This is a genomic window from Microseira sp. BLCC-F43 (assembly GCF_041929235.1).
GTDB lineage: Bacteria > Cyanobacteriota > Cyanobacteriia > Cyanobacteriales > Aerosakkonemataceae > Microseira.
Window position 1 is genome coordinate 1 of sequence record NZ_JBHFNP010000045.1, and the last position, 17411, is coordinate 17411.

Below are 17411 nucleotides of genomic sequence, written 5' to 3' on the forward strand. Positions count from 1 at the left end.
CTGGGACTATTTCTTTTGCACCCATCTGTTGGGCTGCTACTGTTGGTAGTGCTTGACGGTTTATTTTTCCACTCGGAGTTAATGGCAGTTTTTCTAGCAGCATGAAACTTGTTGGTATCATGTATTCTGGTAGTTTTGCCTTGAGGTATTGATGTAGTTCATTGGTGGTAAACGATTCATCCGATGTGACTAAATAGGCAACTAAGCGTTTGTTTCCAGGAGTATTTTCTGTGGCGAGCGCAACAGCTTGTTCGATTTGGGGATGGGTATTGAGGACTGCTTCGATTTCTCCCGGTTCGATACGGAAACCCCGCACCTTGATTTGGTTGTCGATGCGACCCAGGAACTCGATGTTACCATTACTCAAATAGCGGGCGAGATCTCCTGTTTTGTAAAGGCGTTCTGATTTGGAATTCGAGAAGGGATTTTGGATGAATTTTTCTTGGGTTAGTTCTGGGCGGTTGAGATACCCCCTGGCTAAACTATCGCCTCCAATGTATAGTTCTCCGGGTACGCCTATAGGTACGGGTTGGAGGTATTTATCTAGTATGTAGATTTGGGTATTGGCAATAGGACGACCAATCGGTGGAAGTGATGACCAATTACTGGGACAACCCTGTAATCTAAAAGCACTGACCACATGAGTTTCTGTGGGTCCGTACTGATTTTCTAGTTGGCAATTCAACAACCTGTCGAAAAATTTGACTAGATTGGGAGTAATTTGTAACTGTTCTCCTGCTGTAATCAATTCACACAGGTTAGATGGCAGAAATTGAGCTTGAGAAGCGCTAGTCGCTAACTGTTCTAAAGCAACAAACGGTAAAAACAGTCTTTCAACTTTTTGTTGGTTCAGAAACTGTAACAATTCTGTTCCATCTCTTCGCACATCTTCTGGTATTAACACTAATGTTCCACCTGAACACCAAGTAGATAGGATTTCTTGGAAGGAAACATCGAAGCTTATGGGTGTAAATTGCCCTGTCCTTGTGCCGTATTTTGCAGAGGATTGCTTCAGTTGCCAACTTATAAGATTAACAAGAGGGCGATGATTCATGGCAACCCCCTTGGGTTGTCCAGTAGAACCCGAAGTATAGATCGCATAAGCCAAATTATTAGAACATAATCCAGGAACAGCAACATTGTCCTGACTATATTGCTCTATTGATGCCCAATTCCTATCTAAACAAATCACTCGTGCTTGGTTTTGTGGCACAGATGCAAGCAAAGACGAGTGAGTCAGCAGCACTCCAATACTCGAATCCTTTAACATATAACTGAGGCGTTGTTGGGGATAGCTGAGATCAAGCGGCACATAAGCCCCACCAGCCTTAAGTATTGCCAAAAGTGCCACCAGCATTTCCACCGCTCTTTCCATGTATATTCCTACCAATACTTCGGGTTTTACCCCAAACGTTTGTAGGCAATGGGCGAGCTGGTTAGCTCTTTGGTTTAATTCTCGATACGTCAACTGTTCTGTATTAAACACCACGGCTACAGCATCGGGTGTTCTCTCTACCTGTTCCTCAAATAACTGATGGATACATTGCTCTGAGGGATATTCCGTTGCAGTTTCATTCCATTCGACTAAAAATTGATATTGTTCCGCTTCACTGAGTAGGGGTAATTGACCGACAGCTTGTTGAGGATTTTCCACAATCGCTGACAACAAGTTTTGGAAATGATTAGCCATCCGCTCAATAGTTGACCCATCAAACAAGTCACGGTTGTACTTGAAAGTTCCAAAAACAAATGAACTTCCCTCGAGCATTTCTAAATCTAAATCAAACTGACCTTCGTTATGAGGGATTTTAAAAGGTCTTAGTTTCAGCCCTCCCCAATCAATATCTTTTTCAGCCTCATGTACAATCAATTTCTGTAGCTCTTGAGATTGTTGTAGCTGGAGTAGATCAAAAGAAGCTTGAAAAATGGGTGAACGGCTAGGGTCGCGGTGTGGCTGTAGCTTTTCGACGAGCAGAGCAAATGGATAGTCTTGATGAGTTAATGCTTCAAGAACTCTTTGACGAACTTGACCAATAAATTCTTTAAAATTAGGATTACTAGATAAATTTGTCCGTATAACAACTGGGTCAGCAAAGTAGCCGAAAATGGCAGCAAATTCCGGTTTACTTCGGTTAGCTGTGGGAGAACCTACCAGAAGATCTTCCTGACCTGTATAACGATACAGCAACACCTTAAAAGCAGCCAAGAGGAGCATATAAAATGTGACTCCCTCAATTTGAGCGAGTTTTTTCAGTTGCTCGGTAAGCTGGGGAGATAATTTGAATTCATAGGAAGCACCGTTATAGGTTTGTACGGGTGGTCGCTGTCTATCCGTTGGTAGATTTAGTGAGGGTAATTCTCCTGCGAGTTGATTCTGCCAGTAGTTCCACAATTCTTCGCCTTGAGTTCCTGAGAGTATTTTCCTTTGCCATCTCACATAATCTTCATAGGAATGTTGGAGAGGAGGAAGGGATACTTCTACGTTAGTCTGTTGTGCCTGGTAGAGTTTGGCAAACTCCTGGATCAGTACATCGATCGACCAGCGATCGCAAGCAATATGATGGATAGTCAGCAATAAGATATGCTCATGGTCAGAACAAGTGAACCATCTAACTCGCATTATGGGGCCGTTTTCAAGATCAAAGAGAGTTTGATGCGCCTCAATGACTTTCGCTGTCAGTTGCTCTTCGTCCCAAGTCGAAGCATCAATTTGCCAGAAATCTAATTCCGGATTTTCATGAAGCTGTTGGATGGGTTCTTGACCTCGTTTTGGAAAAGTAGCACCCAAGATTGGATGGCGTTTGATTAGCGTTCTGAATACTTGTTTAATCGCTGTAAGATCTACTACTGAAGAAATACGAGCGGGAAATGATACGTTATAAGCATAACTTTCGGGTGCGAGTTGCCACAAAAACCAAAGTCCCTTTTGACCGTAGGAGAGGGGATAAAAATTAAAAAGGCTGGGATTTTCCGGAACTAATTGTAAGATTTCGGCTTTATGCTGTTTCAGTTGCTCTAAGATGAGAGAGTTTGACTCTTCCTTGGGCGCACGATAGCAAAGTTTTCCGTTTTCGCTCCAAAATTTCCACCCTTTGATTACGAGGTCTTGTAAAAAATCAGATAAATTCATAGTTCCCCCTCAATCCAATCATTATCCTCGGTACTACTAAACAGATTTATTTCGGTATTTTCTGATTCTAACCTTTGAACAGGAGCATTTTTGCTGATTTTTTCATTGACTTCAGCTACTAATACTTTGGCTACTAAATCAGCAATGCTGGTATCCTCTATAAATTTGACGAGCGGTACATCCACGGTTAAAGCCGTTTTAAGCCGATTTCGTAAGTCCAAAGCCATCAGGGAGTCAATTCCCATTGTGTTCAGAGGTTGTTGTACATCAATTTGCTCGGTTCTCTTTCTTAAGACTTGAGAGATTTCATCTTGGAGGTAAGCGAGCAAAATATTTTCTCTTTCTGGTGGGGGAGATGACTTGATTAATTGTAATATTTCAGCTTTATGCTGAGATTTTTCTTGTTGGTTTTTGAGGGTTTTTACCTCAATTTCTTCTATAAGTAATCGTTTTCTTTCGATTTGATACAGTTGTTTGAATAAATTCCAATTGACATTCGCTACTGTTGTTTGGATGTGACCGCTTCTCCATAATTGCTCCAAGGCGGCGATTCCTTGCTGGGGAGATAGGGCTGCCACACCGATTTTCCGGGCTTCCCTTAACTCTTGTTCTCCTGCCATACCACCACCGAACCAAGGCCCCCAATTGATACTGAAACTGGGCAATCCCTTTGCTTGACGGTAATAGGTTAACCCATCTAAGAAACAGTTTGATGCTGCATAGTGAGCTTGACCGATGGCACCCCATACCGCAGTCATAGATGAGAAGCTCACAAAAAAGTCTAGCTCTCGATCTCGAGTCAATTGATGAAGTATCCATCCACCGATGACTTTGGCGGTCATGACTTCTTCTAACTGAGTCAGTGTCATCTGCTCGATTAGTTGAAATGCTCCTATACCAGCCCCATGAACAATTCCTTTCAGGGGTGGTAGGTGGCTGTCTATTTGCTCAAAGACTTTTGCCAGTTCTTCAAAATTAGAGACATCAGCTTGAGCAACAATGACTTTAGCTCCCTGTTGTTCTAAATGATTGATGGCTTCTCGTTGCTCTTGTGAGGGCTGAGTGCGACCGATTAAGACCAGATGTCTTGCGTTTTTCTCAACCATCCACTTCGCTGTATGTAATCCTAAAGCTCCCAATCCCCCTGTAATCAGATAGGTTGCATTTGACTCTAGTGATAAGGGTTGGGATGGGTTGAAAGATTGCTGAACTAGACGAGCTACATATATATCCTCTCCTCGAATAGCTAGATGGTCTTCTGGTTGATCGCGATCTGCGAGAAGTTTTAATAGAGTTTCGGTTTCCGACGCTGCAGATTGGGGGTCTAAATCTACTAAACCCCCCCACATTTGCGGATGTTCTAGAGAGACTACTCGCCCCATACCCCACAAAGGTGATGCAGCGACGGAGACGGGTTCGGTTTTAGAGAGGATTGATTGACTACCACGGGTCACTAACCATAGCTTGGGCATCGGCTTGGTTTTGATGAGTGCTTTCACTAAATGAAGCACTGAGCCACATCCCCAGCGCTGGATAGACTTTAACGTAGCGATTGTTAATTCTTGCGGATCTGGAGTATCTAAACTCCACAAATGAATGATCTTTTTTAAGGGGAAGTTACTGTTTTCTTGGATAGATTGAATGAGTTGTTCAAACTCTTGGGGGTGAGAAGGATTGACTTGATAACCTTTGTCTAGTTTTTGGTAGCTATCCCCTCGATACACCAAAGTACATTCACCGCCTTGCTGTTGCAGTTGTTGGGCTAAATTTTCTCCCACAACTGTGTCTGCAAAAATTAACCAATGACCGATGGATTCAGATTGAGTATTTGATAATGGTGGAGCTGCAACTTGAGCTAAAATTACGGCTTGCCTGGATAATGCGACGTGATTTTCCTGAAGCTCTGGGATACTGACAGTTTGTTGAAAACCACTTTTTTGCAGCAGTTGTTGCCATTTTTGGGCTGAGAGTAATGGATAATCGGGTCTTAAATCGAGATCGCGAAACCGCCACCACCCTTCAAGCAGTCCAAAAATTAAATCCAACCCTCTTTGGCGAATGGTTGTTTCTAGCAAGATTAATATTCCTTGTGGTGCTAATAACTTCCGTACCTGTTGCAAGGTCTGACGTAAATCCTGGGTCGCGTGCAGCACATTCGCTGCAATAATTAGATCGTACTGATGGAGTTCAAATCCTTGAGTCGATGGGTCTTGCTCAATGTCTAGGTTTTGATAGCGAACAAAAGGATAATCTTTAAATTTTTCCTGAGCTTTGGTGATGAACCAAGAACCAATATCTGTGAATACATATTCTGTTTGATTTGGATTCAAGTGAGGTAAGATGTAGGCAGTCGTTCCTCCAGTTCCTGCCCCAATTTCTAACACTCGCACTCCACGAGATTTTGGTAATTTTTCTAATGCGGATAAGACTGCTTGTTGAACCAAGGTGTTCATCACCTTAGATTCTGAAGAGTCTTGATAAAGTTGGGTAACATTGCTTAAATCTCCTTCTGGGAAAACCAATTGCGCTGGTTCAGATTCTCCCCGTAGCACAGAAGCGAGTTGAGAAGCACAACGTTTCAGTATCATTAGTTCTGTGCTGGCACTGGGATATTGACTTAATAAGGAGCTAAAGAGGATCTCTGGGTTTTGAACTAATGGTACTTGAGTGACTTCCCATTCACTATCTATGGGTTTGAGGATACCTACTTCACACAGCATTTCAAGCAAACGTCCCAATAGCTTCTGATGAGGCTGGACTATACCCAATTTCTGGATAATGAATGACCTTGAGAAAGATTCTCCAACTTGGAAATTCCATCCCAATTCCTGGAAAGCTTTTAGGACATAGTTTATACTCAATGTCTCTAACTGGGTTAAGACTTCTTTATATCTTTTAAAGTCAGGTTGAGCGAGCAAATGGGTAACTTGTGGACGCAGTTTGAGGTCAATTTCATCAGGAGTTGGTAAATAATTACCCCCGCTCTGCTGACTAAAGAAAACTTTTGTACGCCATTTTACTTCGTAAAACCAATCTTGTATGAACTCTTGATGATTTCTGGCTAAAGCTTGAGCAGTGACTCGTTTAACTGTAAGTCCTTCTACTGTGGCAATTAGCTGACCTTCATCACTGAATAGATGTACTTCCCCAGTTAGAGTTTGTACACGCTCTTCCCGATTTGCCTTTATTTCCACTCGACTCCACAGACCAGTGCTGGAAGTACGGTACATTTTTAATCGTTTGATTGCTACTGGTAAATAAGTCTCTTGAGCGTCGGTTTCACCCAAAGCTGCTGCTAACACCTGTAAGCTAGCATCTAAAAGCACGGGGTGCAGTTGGTATTTTCTGGCTTCTGAAACTAAGGTTTCTGGTAACTGAACTTGACCCAGTGCTTTTCCTGTACTGCACCACAGTTTTTGAACTGCTTGGTAGTTTGAACCATAATCTATGCCTAATTTTTTTAACGTTTGGTAGAATTTTTGAACTGATATCTCTTGGTTATAATTAGATTGAATGTTTTTTAATTCGGTTGTTTCTCTGGGTGCATTTTGTCCCCCCGCTCGCAATTTTCCTTGAACGTGGAGAGTCCATATCGGTTCTGAATGATTATAATTGAAATCTGAACTGAAAATCTCAAAGCTATAGGCTTGCGTTTTTTCTGGGTTTAAAATGACCTGAATCGTTTTGATTTCATCTAAAATCAGTGCTTCTTCAATCTGGATATCTTCTAAGGTGAAATTGTCTGATTTGAGCAGATTTGAACCTGCTGCTAAAATCATTTCCAGGTAAGCGGCGGCGGGCAATATCGGTTGAGAAAAAATACAATGATCTTTCAGGTAACTGGGTTGGGAGGGACTCAGAAGGCACTCAAAACGAATTTGCCGATCTAAGCCTGCTAAATACAATCTTTGACCAAGTAGCGGGTGAAGATTCTCTTGATTTGATAGAGATTTCTGTTGAGAGCTTAAATGATGATTATTGGTTTCAATCCAGTAACGTTGCCGTTGAAAGGGATAAGTGGGCAATCTTACCTTGCTACGGGCATAATCTCGCTCGAACCCTGACCAGTCAACTTTAACTCCTTGCACATATAATTTTCCTAAACTCTGGAGCATTTGTTGCCAGTCTTCTTGACTTGGATGCAGAGAGGGTAGCCAAACTCCTACTCCTTCTGGCAAACACTGTTTTCCCATCGCTATTAAAATGGGTTTAGCTCCAATTTCGAGGAAGATTTTGTAACCTTCTTGATGCAAGGTCTTCATACTTTGAGCAAACTTCACGGGTTGGCGTATGTGATTGACCCAGTAGCTTGCCGTCGTAATCGTATCATCAGCTCGACTTCCTGTGACATTGGAGATTAATGGAATTCGAGGGCGATTATAGGTGATTTGATGCGCCACTGCTTCAAATTCTGCCAAAATTGGTTCCATCAAGGGTGAATGAAAAGCGTGGGAGACTTGTAGCAGTTTGGTCTGAATTCCCTGTGATTCTAAGCGGGTTTTCAAAATTTTAATGGCTTCTGTTTGACCGGAAATGACAAGGTTTTGGGGTCCGTTGATGGCGGCTATTGCGACTTCTGTTGGGTATGAGGCAATTAATGGACGTATTTCTTCCTCGGATGCCATAACAGCTAACATCTTACCCTCTCGATCTAACTGCTGCATTAAGCGTCCCCGATGGGCAATTAATTTTAAACCGTCTTCTAAACTCAATACTCCTGCGATTGTTGCTGCAACATATTCTCCTACACTATGGCCCATAACCGCGTTTGGTTTGATTCCCCAGGATTGCCATAATTGGGCTAGGGCATATTCAAGGGCAAATACAGTAGCTTGGGTATAAACAGTTTGGTCAATGACTGAACTCTTTAATTGTTGGCTATCTTGAGGATAAAGAATGTCTAGAATAGATTTTTTTAAATAAGATTGTAGAATTTGATCGCACTGGTCTAAGGTTCGACGAAAAACGGGTTGAGTTTTATAGAGTTGTCTTCCCATGTTGACATATTGGGAACCCTGTCCTGTAAACAGAAACGCAATTTTAGGGGATTGATTATTCCTCCGGATTTTTCCCGAAAAAACATCATTCGCTTCTTCTCCCGCACTAATTTTTGCTAATTGATTAGCTAATTCTTCTCGATTGGAGGTAACGATCGCTAGACGATGCTGAAAGTGCGATCGCCCCGTATTGGCACTGAAACAAACCGAAGATATCGCTAATGCTCGATGAGTTTCCAGATAGCTTTGATAGTGACTTACTAATTCCAATAACGCATTTTTTGTTTGAGCCGATAGGGTGAATAGATGGAGGGGACCCTCGATTTCGTTAGTTTTTGCTACCTGTTTGGGTGCTTCTTCTAAGATGACATGGCAATTGGTACCCCCAAAGCTAAAAGAGCTTACCCCAGCCATCCGGCTCCCTGTAACAACAGACCAAGATTGGCACTCTGTAGGTATGCTAAAGGGTGTTCCTGCTAACTTAATTAAGGGATTAAGTTGTTTTAAATGCAAATGGGGGGGGATTTGCCGATGATGCAAAGATAAAACGACTTTAATTAGCCCAGCTATCCCGGCAGCGGCTTCTAAATGTCCGATATTTGTCTTAACCGAGCCAATCCAACAATGCTGCTCCGGTGTTCGCCCATTTCCAAACACAGCTTGGATCGATTCAACTTCGATTGGATCTCCCAAAGATGTCCCCGTACCGTGAGCTTCTACATAACTAATTTGGGCTGGGGCTATACCAGCATTTTTTAAAGCTTGACTCATCACCGCTTGCTGTGAGCATCCATTGGGAGCGGTAATCCCATTACTAAAACCGTCATGATTAACTGCCGAACCTCTAATCACGGCGAGAATATTGTCTTCATTTTGGATAGCGTCACTGAGACGCTCGATCGCAATGATACCGCATCCCTCTCCGCGTACATAACCATTAGCAGCAGCGTCAAAAGTTTTACAAAGACCGTCGCCAGCCATCATCCTCGCTTGAGAAAAAGCGAGGGTATACTCTGGGGATAGAGTTAAATTTACTCCTCCTACTAAGCACAAATTAGATTCCCCGCTTTGCAGACTTTGGCAAGCAAAATGTAATGCTACGAGTGATGAGGAACAAGCGGTGTCTATGACTAAACTGGGTCCATGTAGATTTAATAAATAAGACAGGCGATTAGCCGCAATGCTAGGTGTGACTCCAGTGCCACCATAAGCATCTATAGATTGCGGATCGCTAAATACAAGTCTGCCATAGTCACTACCCACAATTCCTAGAAAAACCCCTGTCTGGCTGTCCTCTAAACTCTCTGGTACAATTCCCGCGTTTTCCAATGCTTCCCATGCAACCTCCAAGATCAATCTGTGTTGGGGGTCTACGGACACGGCTTCCCGAGGCGAAATCCTAAAGAATTCTGGATCGAATAAATCTATCTCTTGTAGAAAAGCACCCCAACGTGTGTTCATTTTTCCGGGTGTTGCTGGCGTTGGGTCATATAAAACATCTTTATTCCATCGGTTTGGGGGAACCTCGGTGATTCCATGCAATCCATTCTGGAGTAAATACCAAAAAGATTCCGGGTCTTTGGCACTCGGAAAACGGCAACCAATACCTATAATTGCGATGGGTTCCATTGATAATTTTTCTTTCCCTTTTTGATTTTTATGTTTCTAGTTGAGGCTGGATTCCCTTTCTACACTTGCTCAAGTGTACCGAGTGTTGTGTTCGGTCAATTGTAGATATTGTTGTGTCATAATTTAACAAACTTTATATTTTCTTAATATTTTGGCAATTGCGGGCTAAAAGCTCAGACCAATAATAACTCTAAATCTGATTTTTTCATCATATTGTCCCCTTTAAAATCAAAACATTAAGTTTTGTAAAATAGGCTTGACATGGGGTTAGATGTATGGGAAGGTAAGTGGTTGTGAAAGATTCATTTTGTAGAAATTACCTCTGGAGTAATTATGCCTCTAACAGCAAGCCAACAAGAAAAGCTGAAAGTTGGATTTAATGCCCTAGATGTTGATCGAACAGGATATGTCTCGGCTGAAGACTATGAAGAAAAAGCCAAGTCCCTGGCAATACTCAAGGGGTACGCTGTGGGTTCAGCAGAATACAACGCCATCAGTTCACAGTTGTTGGAAATCTGGAAAAAACTCCAGCAAGCAGTTGACACAGATGGAGATCAGAAAGTAAGCCTCGATGAATTTATTAAGTTCGCTGAGGAGGCTGGAAATAGCACTATTGAAGATGTATTTGTGAAAACAGCAGATATGGTGTTTGATCTAGCAGATAGTGATGGTGACGGAAATATTTCGTTTGAGGAAAGTAAAGGGTTCTTTTTAGTTTTTGAGTCAAATTTAGGCGCAGCACAAGCAACTTTTGCTGAAATTGACAAAGACAAGAACGGTATGATCAGCAAAGAAGAAAATCGCGAATTGGTTCGTAGTATGTTTTCTTAAGTAAGGTGAGGTGGAGAAACATACTGAGCCAAACTCTAGTATTTCTGAGCTGAATAAGATGGATAAAAAGGGAATTAAGGAAGTTAGACGAAAATCATACCCGTTAAACAAGTTATATTCCAAATGGGGAATAACTTAAATGGTAGATATTTTCGTGTGGAGTCCTTAAGTACCTTTTTATTATTAGATATAGCAATCAGGAATCAAATGTGAAAAACTGAGTATTCTCAGAACTCTCAGTTCTTTTGCTTTGGCTCGCAATATTATATTGTTATCAAACTACAAGAGCTAGACGAATTAGAGTTATTTGTGCATAGATCTAGTATTAGAGTGGGAATGAATGGGAAATGAATCGACGTTCTTTTAATCGATACCTGCAATATACAGAGAAATATAGCACTCAAACTCTACGACAAGGTATGGAGGAGTATTTTCAAGCAAATCCTCATATAACCCCTCCAAATCGAATGAGGGAGGATTTTGGCAAACTGTTAATGGCTCATGACATCACCCACGTCGTATTTGGCTATGATACTGATATGTGTGATGAATGGAGACTGTTCTTTTTCACATTTTTTGTCAGTACCTACACATTTAAAGAATATGTGCGTGCTTATCAGGACTGGCTGCGTGACAGGGACGATCCCGCAGTGAGCGGGCTTTTGGATGATGTACTGAAGGATCGCAATCCATTCATTTGGTATAGTTGGGCTGTGATTTCCTTACTTCTAGTCCTGCCAGAAATAGTTGTGATGTGGTTTCAAACTCGCGGTCATCAAAAGTATTGGTCATATTATGAATACGAACCCATGCTAGATCGTTCTCTGCTAGACATTCGCCAAGAATTTAGCCTTGTAGATTTAATTCCATTAATAAAAAATAGAAAACAAAAATAGGTAAAACTCAAAGAAAAATGAACGCGAACAATCTTAAAAGCTTGAGAGTTCCCAGGGGCAATCAATTAAAAACAGCAGTTGATAAAAAGACAGGGAATTTTGCCACAGGTTGGTATATTGCAATGTCCTCCAAGGCTTTGCAGAAAAAACCCAAACAAATACAGCTATTTGGTCAGCAACTGATTGCTTGGCGAGATCGAAATGGCTGTCCATCAGTCATGGAACTTTACTGTTCGCACATGGGGGCAAGTTTGGCGATTGGTAAAGTTGTAGACGATTGTATTCGATGTTCGTATCATGGCTGGAATTACAATCGTTTTGGGGAGTGTGTTTTGGTACCTGAGTCAGACACAATTCCTCCAACAGCGTTTCAGTCTGCTTATACCACTGTTGAAAGGTACGGTTATATTTGGGTGTGGTATGGTTGCCCAACCACTCTGTATCCTTTGCCTGAGTTTTCAGAAGCAGAGAGCAACAGGCACAACTATATGTTGTATCGTAAAGATTATCATGTAACAACCACAGCGCTGCGGGTGCAAGAAAATTTATTTGATGTTCTGCATTTCTTCTCGACACACAATTTAAAAGTTTCTGGTTCTTTTAAATACTATCTGTTGAATGAGGACCAGTATTTAACGTCAGATAGTCAACCTCCGATTCCAAAAGAAGCGTGGATTGGACTCTGTTCGGAATTCCAGATTGATGTCAATAACGATTTAGGAAAAGTAGGTTCCGCATTCAAGGCTTTAGGGTTATATCCTCAGAACATAAAAGTGCGAATAGATAGTTGGTCTAGTGGAGCTAAAATGACTGTTTTTCATGATGGCTTAGATAGATGTGCAGTGTTAGTGGGCTTCACTCCAATTACCGCCAACGAGACACAGATTTGGATGTTGACAACGATCAAGAAAAAGACCAACGTTTTACGGAACATCCTTGAATTTTTGTTTTATGTTTTGCAAACTGAATATACGATGGGACAGGACATAGAAGTCTTAAATACGATGAACCCAGATGGGGGTCGGGCTTATATCAATTACGATCAACCTCCGTTAAAGATGAGAGAATTTTATCAAAGTTGGGTTGGTAAGGTCAGTTAGCCTTCATCTATCCAATGTAAATGCAAAGTCTGCAAAAATATGCAACATCCTCAGTTACCTGATGGTCCTAAAGATTCACCTTTCGTACAAACGCTACAGTGGCTCAATCATCCTTTAGAATTTTTGGGGGGATATCTTTACTATCCGAATAGGTCCGGTGTTTAAACCTCAAGTCGTAGTGAGTCATCCGCAAGCACTGCAGCAGGTTTTTGCCACTCCTACGAGCAAATTGGATTCGGGTGAACCGGCAGGGATAAACTCACCTTTTTTTGGTCCGCAATCGCTGCTTGCGTTAGAAGGAAAACCTCACCAACGGCAGAGAAAACTGCTGACACCTCCATTGCACGGGGAGAAAATGCTAGGAAACGGCAGGCTAATTTCCCAGATTACCGAAGAAGTCAGCAGGCAATGGCCAATAAATCAGCCTTTTGCGGTTCTGCCATCGTTGCGGGAGATCTCCAGTCAAGTGATTCTCAAAGTCATCTTTGGACTAGAAGACAAATCACGCTACCAAACTCTTAAAAAACTCTCCATAGGTCTTTTAAAAACGCCATTCTTAAGAATACTGGCTATAATGATCCCGGCACTACGTCGAGACCTGGGTGCTTGGAGTCCTTGGGGCAGTTTTTTGCGAGAGATCCAAACGATTGACCAACTGATCTACGATGAAATTCATGAGCGGACAGAAGAGACAAACCAAAGCCGCTATGATATATTATCGCTGATGATGTTAGCCCGCGATGAAGACGGTCTGCCGATGACAGAGGAGGAATTACACGATGAACTAATCACTTTGTTAATTGCTGGCAATGAAACAACCGCAACGGCTTTAGCTTGGACATTATACTGGATTTACGCTTCGCCTCAAATCTACGCCAACCTCCTAGAGGAAGTGGATTCTCTGAGTGTCAACCTCGATCCCAATGTAATTTTACGGTTGCCTTATTTAAACGCTGTTTGTTCGGAAGCACTACGCATATATCCAGTCGTATTGGTTGGCTTACAGCGAGTGGTTAAATCACCCATAGAAATTATGGGTTATCAGCTAGAACCAGGAACTTTAGTGATTCCAGGGATCTATTTGACTCATCATCGGGAAGATTTGTATCCTCAGCCCAAGCAGTTTCAGCCCGAAAGATTTTTAGAACGACAATTTGCACCTCACGAATTCTTGCCGTTTGGTGGCGGAAATCGGCGCTGCATTGGCGCAGAATTTGCGTTGTTTGAGATGAAAATGGCGCTCGCAACAATTTTATCTCACTGGGAAATTGAACTGATCGATCCTCAATCGGTCAAACCTGTCCGTAAAGGTGCTGTGCTGAGTCCTGCAAAAGGGCTACAAATGCGGGTAACCCGATTGCGTTCACAAAAACAGTTTATTACCCAAGCCCGCTCTGAATAAATGGGGAACAAGTTTTATGGAGACTCAGCAAAAATTTTCATCGATGGAGAATCAGCAAAAATTTTCATCGTTGGTACACCTGCTGCGTTATCGAGCAAGAAATCAACAGAACCAAAAAGTCTATGGCTTTGTTGGTAATAGGCAACAAGAAACAGCAATTTTAACTTATGGAAAATTGGAAAAGCGGGCGCGAGCGATCGCCGCTCAGCTTCAGGGGATGGGGGTAACAAAAGGGGAACGAGCATTGCTGCTTTATTCTCAGACTCTGGAGTTCATTTGTGCTTTCTTTGGATGTTTATATGCTGGAGTCATTCCTATTCCTGCTCCTCCACCTGATGCCATTGGGATCAAGCGAACTCTACCTCGACTTCAATCTTTGATTCAGGATGCTCAAGCTTCCCTCGCTTTGACTACCTCTGAAGTTTCTTCTCAGCTTTCAGAGGAATGGAAAAAAAAACTTGAATGTAATAACAAGCTATTGTGGCTGTATTCTGACGAGATAGCAGACGAACTGGCAGACCAATGGCAGGAATTAACGATTAACCCAGATGCTATAGCTTATTTACAATATACGTCTGGTTCTACCTCGACGCCAAAAGGAGTCATTGTAACCCATCACAATGTCATACACCATTCTGCCTGCATCAATCAAGCATGGAACTACACTTCAGATAGTATTGCGGCGACTTGGATGCCTTATTTCCATGATTATGGTCTGATTGATGGATTAATCCAGCCTATTTATTCTGGTATAACTTGTTATGTGATGTCACCATTGACGTTTATCAAGAACCCGATAAGTTGGCTGAGGGTGATTTCTAAGTATAGAGTTACTCATAGCCAAAGCCCCAACTTTGGATACGACTACTGTGTGCGCCGAGTTCCATCAGAACAATTGGTGAATTTAGATCTTGGGAGTTGGACTACAGCCAGTAATGGAGCAGAACCAATCCGTAAAGACACTGTAGAAAATTTTATTAAAACCTTTGAACCTTGTGGATTCCGTGCCACAGCTTTTTATCCCGCTTATGGTCTTGCCGAAGCCACTTTATTAGTCGCAACCAAGTCTCACAATCAGGTGCCTCAAATTGCCTCAATTTCGGCATCAGCACTCGAGAAAAATCAGATTGTTGAGTGCGAGGGCGATCAAAAGGAAAGTCGATATGTGGTTAGTTGTGGTTTCCCGATTAGTGGGATGAAAGTAGTTATTGTTAATCCCGATACTTTAACTCGGTGCGCTCCAGATGAAGTTGGCGAAATTTTGGTATCAGGTTTAAGTGTTGCTCAAGGTTACTGGAATAAACCCAAGGAAACAAAAGAGACATTTGAGGTCTATTTACAAGACACTGGTGAAGGTCCATTTCTACGGACGGGTGACTTAGGGTTTATTAAAAATGGTCAGCTATTTGTCACTGGGCGCTTGAAGGATGTTATCATTATTAGAGGGTGTAATCATTATCCCCAGGATATTGAATTTACAGTCGAACAGAGCCACTCGGCACTGCGTAAAAATTCTGGAGCCGCGTTTGGGATTGAGGTAGATAGCGAAGAGAAATTAGTTGTTGTTCAGGAAGTCGATCGAAGTTGGCTGCCAGAACTGAATTTAGATGAAGTAATTGGAGATATTCGTCAGGCGTTGATGGCGCAACACGAACTCGAAGTTTATGCGATAGCCTTGCTCAAGTCAGGAAGCATTCCTAAAACTTCAAGTGGCAAGATCATGCGTCGCACTTGTCGAAGTCATTTCCTAGAAAAAACTTTGTCAGCGCTCAACTGTTAAGCAAAAAAAGGTAAAGTATGAATATGCTCACACAAGACCAAATTAAACAATTTGAAGAAAAAGGATGGGTAGGCCCCCTTGATATATTTACAAGGTCAGAAGTCGAAACTGTCAAAAAATGCCTAGAAACCAATAGTGCTATTAAAGAAGTAGATGGTCAGCCGATGATGATGCTGTACAATAATGTCTTGAACCTCAGCACATCTCGTGACCTTCATCTGTTTCATCAACCCATAGCAGAGATGTTTAAAAACCCCAAAATTGTTGGGCTATTAAACCAATTGGGTGAGAAGAATTTGCTACTGTGGAACACAAATGTGTTTGGCAAAATGCCGGGAGAAGGTGAAATCAAATGGCATCAAGTTTATGATTGTTACGACCCCAGTGCCTATGACCCTCAAAAGCCAGCACTGCTTTATCCCAAAAATGAAGATTTTTTAAATTTAACAGTATGGGTAGCTTTAGATGACGCTACTCTTGAAAATGGCTGCTTGCGTTTTGCCAATAGAACGCACAAGCAAAAATTTAAGCGAGTGCAGGTGCCTGCGGAAGAGGGAATGTTTGCAGGTATTAAAAACCACAAAATGGTTTGGCAAGGACGGAGACAATATTCAGCCGTGTTTGACTTCGATGAAAATGAATGGGAAGTGGAAGCTGTACCCGCGAAGATGGGTCAAGTCATTATTTTCACGGAGAGGGTTATGCATTCTTCTTATAGCAATAACTCTAACCAACGCCGACTAGCTATTAATGCACGCTATGTTCCTCCCAGCGTGCAGGTTTATTCCCATCGTTGGCAAGGCGATTTCATCGATGAAAATTTTCATAACATCAAAAAACATTTTTGTATTTTGGTGTCAGGGCATGATGCTTATGGAATCAACGTTGTCAGGGATTCTCACGATCTAGACGATACAGAAGTGGAATTCCAAACCATGTCTAATCTAGTTCGCTTTGGTCATGTTCAACTCCCCCAAGGCAAGAAACAAATAGAGCTTGAGAGTCTCTATCAACAAGCAATGGAAGGGGATTGTCTGGAAGAAGAGCCAGATCCGATTTTGCAACCTCGAAAGTATATTCAATGGCAAGCGTGGAATCAACTTAAAGGCATGAGTCGCAGTGAAGCGATGAAGCAGTACAGTCAAATAGTGGCGACGCTGCCAAAGGTAGATAGAGAAAAGAAACTGCCTTTAGGGGAAGAAATAAAAGCTTGGTTAGTTGCCTACATGGCAAAAGTATTGAAAATTGACCCAGATGAGGTAAATTGCTCACTTCCTTTTGAACGCTATGGTTTAGGATCGGCTGATTCAATAATTTTGACTGGGGAATTGGAGGCTTGGCTGGAACGCGATCTCTCTACTAATGTGCTTTACAATTACCCAAATATAGATCTTTTGGCTAGGTATTTAGCTTCAACGGCTAGCCCTTAGTGGGATAAATCGTAACAATTAAGCGGAAGTTGCCCCGCTGCTTGCAACTTCCGATGCCCAGAAGCCTTGGTACAAAGGGTTTTGGGTTCATTTGACCCCAAAAGCTTGCAGTCATGTAAGGACTGCTAATAGCTAATGGATAATAGCTAATGGTAGAATCGTAAAATATTCCCACTAGCAATTAGCAATTAGCCATTAGCAATTTTTCTAGTTATA

8 protein-coding genes are annotated in these 17411 nt (G+C 42.0%); 6 read left to right on the top strand and 2 right to left on the bottom strand.

The window, feature by feature from the left end:
* Together ACE1CM_RS08360 and ACE1CM_RS08365 are read right to left on the bottom strand one after the other, a co-directional pair.
* The coding region (locus ACE1CM_RS08360; protein WP_374876949.1) for an amino acid adenylation domain-containing protein at window positions 1-3130 on the bottom strand (3130 nt) is incomplete at its 3' end.
* On the bottom strand, window positions 3127-9756 hold the full coding sequence (locus ACE1CM_RS08365; RefSeq protein ID WP_374876950.1) for an SDR family NAD(P)-dependent oxidoreductase: 6630 nt from the start codon (window positions 9754-9756) through the stop codon (window positions 3127-3129). The genes ACE1CM_RS08360 and ACE1CM_RS08365, both read right to left, overlap by 4 nt.
* A 333-nt stretch (window positions 9757-10089) precedes the next feature.
* On the opposite strand from ACE1CM_RS08365, the gene ACE1CM_RS08370 reads away from it, so the two are divergent.
* The 6 genes from ACE1CM_RS08370 (at window position 10090) to ACE1CM_RS08395 (ending at window position 17195) form a co-directional block, all read left to right on the top strand.
* Window positions 10090-10587: an EF-hand domain-containing protein gene (locus tag ACE1CM_RS08370; protein WP_374876951.1), complete on the top strand. Its 498-nt coding sequence runs from the start codon at window positions 10090-10092 to the stop codon at window positions 10585-10587.
* Between the two features lie 347 nt (window positions 10588-10934).
* The gene (locus ACE1CM_RS08375) at window positions 10935-11483 is read left to right on the top strand and encodes a hypothetical protein (RefSeq protein WP_374876952.1); all 549 of its coding nucleotides are present in this window, start codon (window positions 10935-10937) and stop codon (window positions 11481-11483) included.
* Between the two features lie 17 nt (window positions 11484-11500).
* On the top strand, window positions 11501-12583 hold the full coding sequence (locus tag ACE1CM_RS08380) for a Rieske 2Fe-2S domain-containing protein (RefSeq protein WP_374876953.1): 1083 nt from the start codon (window positions 11501-11503) through the stop codon (window positions 12581-12583).
* Window positions 12584-12740: 157 nt separating this feature from the next.
* Window positions 12741-13985: a cytochrome P450 gene (locus ACE1CM_RS08385; protein ID WP_374876954.1), complete on the top strand. Its 1245-nt coding sequence runs from the start codon at window positions 12741-12743 to the stop codon at window positions 13983-13985.
* A gap of 16 nt (window positions 13986-14001) precedes the next feature.
* Window positions 14002-15765 (top strand): fatty acyl-AMP ligase, encoded by a 1764-nt coding sequence (locus ACE1CM_RS08390; RefSeq protein ID WP_374876955.1) that lies wholly within the window; start codon window positions 14002-14004, stop codon window positions 15763-15765.
* A gap of 17 nt (window positions 15766-15782) precedes the next feature.
* A complete protein-coding gene (locus tag ACE1CM_RS08395) occupies window positions 15783-17195 on the top strand; it encodes an acyl-CoA-binding protein (RefSeq protein WP_374876956.1) in 1413 nt (470 codons plus the stop codon).
* Window positions 17196-17411 lie beyond the last annotated feature (216 nt).

Excerpts from the sequence above, each read along its gene's own strand:
- ACE1CM_RS08390 (WP_374876955.1), top strand. The coding sequence starts at position 14,002 with ATGGAGACTCAGCAAAAATTTTCATCGATGGAGAATCAGCAAAAATTT.
- ACE1CM_RS08380 (WP_374876953.1), top strand. The coding sequence starts at position 11,501 with ATGAACGCGAACAATCTTAAAAGCTTGAGAGTTCCCAGGGGCAATCAA.
- ACE1CM_RS08395 (WP_374876956.1), top strand. The coding sequence starts at position 15,783 with ATGAATATGCTCACACAAGACCAAATTAAACAATTTGAAGAAAAAGGA.
- ACE1CM_RS08375 (WP_374876952.1), top strand. The coding sequence starts at position 10,935 with ATGAATCGACGTTCTTTTAATCGATACCTGCAATATACAGAGAAATAT.
- ACE1CM_RS08365 (WP_374876950.1), bottom strand. The coding sequence starts at position 9,756 with ATGGAACCCATCGCAATTATAGGTATTGGTTGCCGTTTTCCGAGTGCC.
- ACE1CM_RS08370 (WP_374876951.1), top strand. The coding sequence starts at position 10,090 with ATGCCTCTAACAGCAAGCCAACAAGAAAAGCTGAAAGTTGGATTTAAT.